Here is a 1,680-nt window from a genome sequence, read left to right as displayed (position 1 = left end):
CTGCTGAGACTAAGGATCAGAAATATTATGCGTTTCAAGATCCAACGCATCCACGTTATGCTCCAAAGCTTGCTGCTATTGTTGCGGCATGGGAAGCGGTGAGTGAGGCTGAGGGTGGTAAAACTGTTAAAGGAACGCTTATAAAGTGGCTTAGTGAACATGCCGTTCAGTACAAGTTGGTGGATGATGATAATTTACCAAGAGAGAAGCTTATTGAGGAATTAGCGGCTGTTGCGAATTGGGAACCTACCGGAGGGGCGCCTAAGACACCTGCCAGCTCTCTTTGATCAAAAGAAAAAAAATAAAAAGATCACTAAAATTGTGCTGCTTTTTTTGATAATTTTGAAGGTAATCTCTTTTTCTGGGGGAGATTTTTACTTTTCTTCCCTAGATTATAAGTAATTGTTTTTCAATAAAAATAATTTTTATAGTGTTCCTCTGACTGTTCAGGCGGGGGAAAATAGACATTTTGGGCAGTAAAATTTACCCTGTAGTTTTCGTAACTTACCTCTCTATTTTTGTTTGATTTTTTGGGGCACTTTTAAAATCCAAATCAACTGAAATGGATTTAAATATGATAAAAATACTTTCTTTTTTTACGGTGCGTGGAAATGCAAAAAATTCTCAAGTAAGTGCACCGATAAATACACCAATATTGGAGCAGCCTGTTGCCGATGAGGTGGTACATAAATCGTTTAGAGTAGGTGTATTGTCGTGTTGGTTAAAGTTTGAACTTACCCTTGTTATGGAAAAGGTCAAAGCTGAGCGTCATGTGCGCTCTCCATAAAGAAATCTTGTCATCTATGAGCGAATGAGGATTTCTCTTGAAAAATTTGCACAATAGTAAAACTCGTTAGCAAAACCCGTTCTTTGGCGTAACAAAAAGGATGTCATAAATGATTATCTCATCATAAATATGCTTTAAGAATAACCCTTGCGTGGCGAAAGTCTATGGCGTAGTCTCTATAGACTTTTGTTCCGTGTGTGGTGATTAATGCTCTTGTTTATCTCTTGTCAATGCAAGTGCCCATGAAAGTGATGGGTGTCTATTGCTTCATTGTGATGCTTGGTTGTTCATGTTTAGAAACGACAAGTGTATTAAATGCGATAGGGCTGATAGAAAGGAAAACGTATCCTGTAAAAAATAGGTATGTCTTTAAAATAAAGCTGATAAACGAAATTATTTTTTTATCTACCTTTTATATGGTGAGAGAAAGGTATTCAAAGTGCAAGCATACGCAATTTAGCAGTAAATCCCAAAATAGCATAGATCGTTTCTCGGAAAAGGGGAAGAAAATCTATCTGTAAAAGCTATGTTGGGTCGTGTGACAGGTGAAATAATGCGGTTAGGGCAATAAACAATTGTTATTGGTGAAGAGATAGAAATCGATTGGGGGTTGATTTCTAGTTTATTAGAGAATTTTCTTTGTTATCTCGTAAAAATACTATTTTGAGGTGTGGTCATATAAAGCGAAGCTTTTTTTCAATCTTGGAAAGATATTCCCATTGCGGAAAATCATATAAAGTTTAAGCAACGGCAGCACGATTTTTTGTGCAATGAAATGATAAGTATGTACAATATCTCGGTAATCTCCATGGGAAACTTTACCGGATCCAAGGTGTGGATATTGTCTTCTGCTTATCCCAAATCGCAGATATTTCAAAACAACAACGGTGGAG

1 protein-coding gene and 1 pseudogene are annotated in these 1,680 nt (G+C 36.8%); both read left to right on the top strand.

Annotated features, from left to right (window positions below; genetic code table 11):
* Positions 1 to 287: pseudogene (locus ACFIL8_RS05615) on the top strand (hypothetical protein); the annotation flags it as partial.
* Between the two features lie 287 nt (positions 288 to 574).
* Positions 575 to 787 carry a hypothetical protein gene (locus ACFIL8_RS05610; protein ID WP_375689093.1) on the top strand — a complete coding sequence of 71 codons (213 nt, stop codon included), beginning with the start codon at positions 575 to 577 and terminating at the stop codon, positions 785 to 787.
* Positions 788 to 1,680: the final 893 nt, after the last annotated feature.

It is taken from the genome of Bartonella sp. AP57NXGY, assembly GCF_042195805.1.
GTDB lineage: Bacteria > Pseudomonadota > Alphaproteobacteria > Rhizobiales > Rhizobiaceae > Bartonella.
The sequence above is the reverse complement of the archived record's forward strand: the minus strand, read 5'-3'. Positions and strand labels throughout refer to the sequence as shown.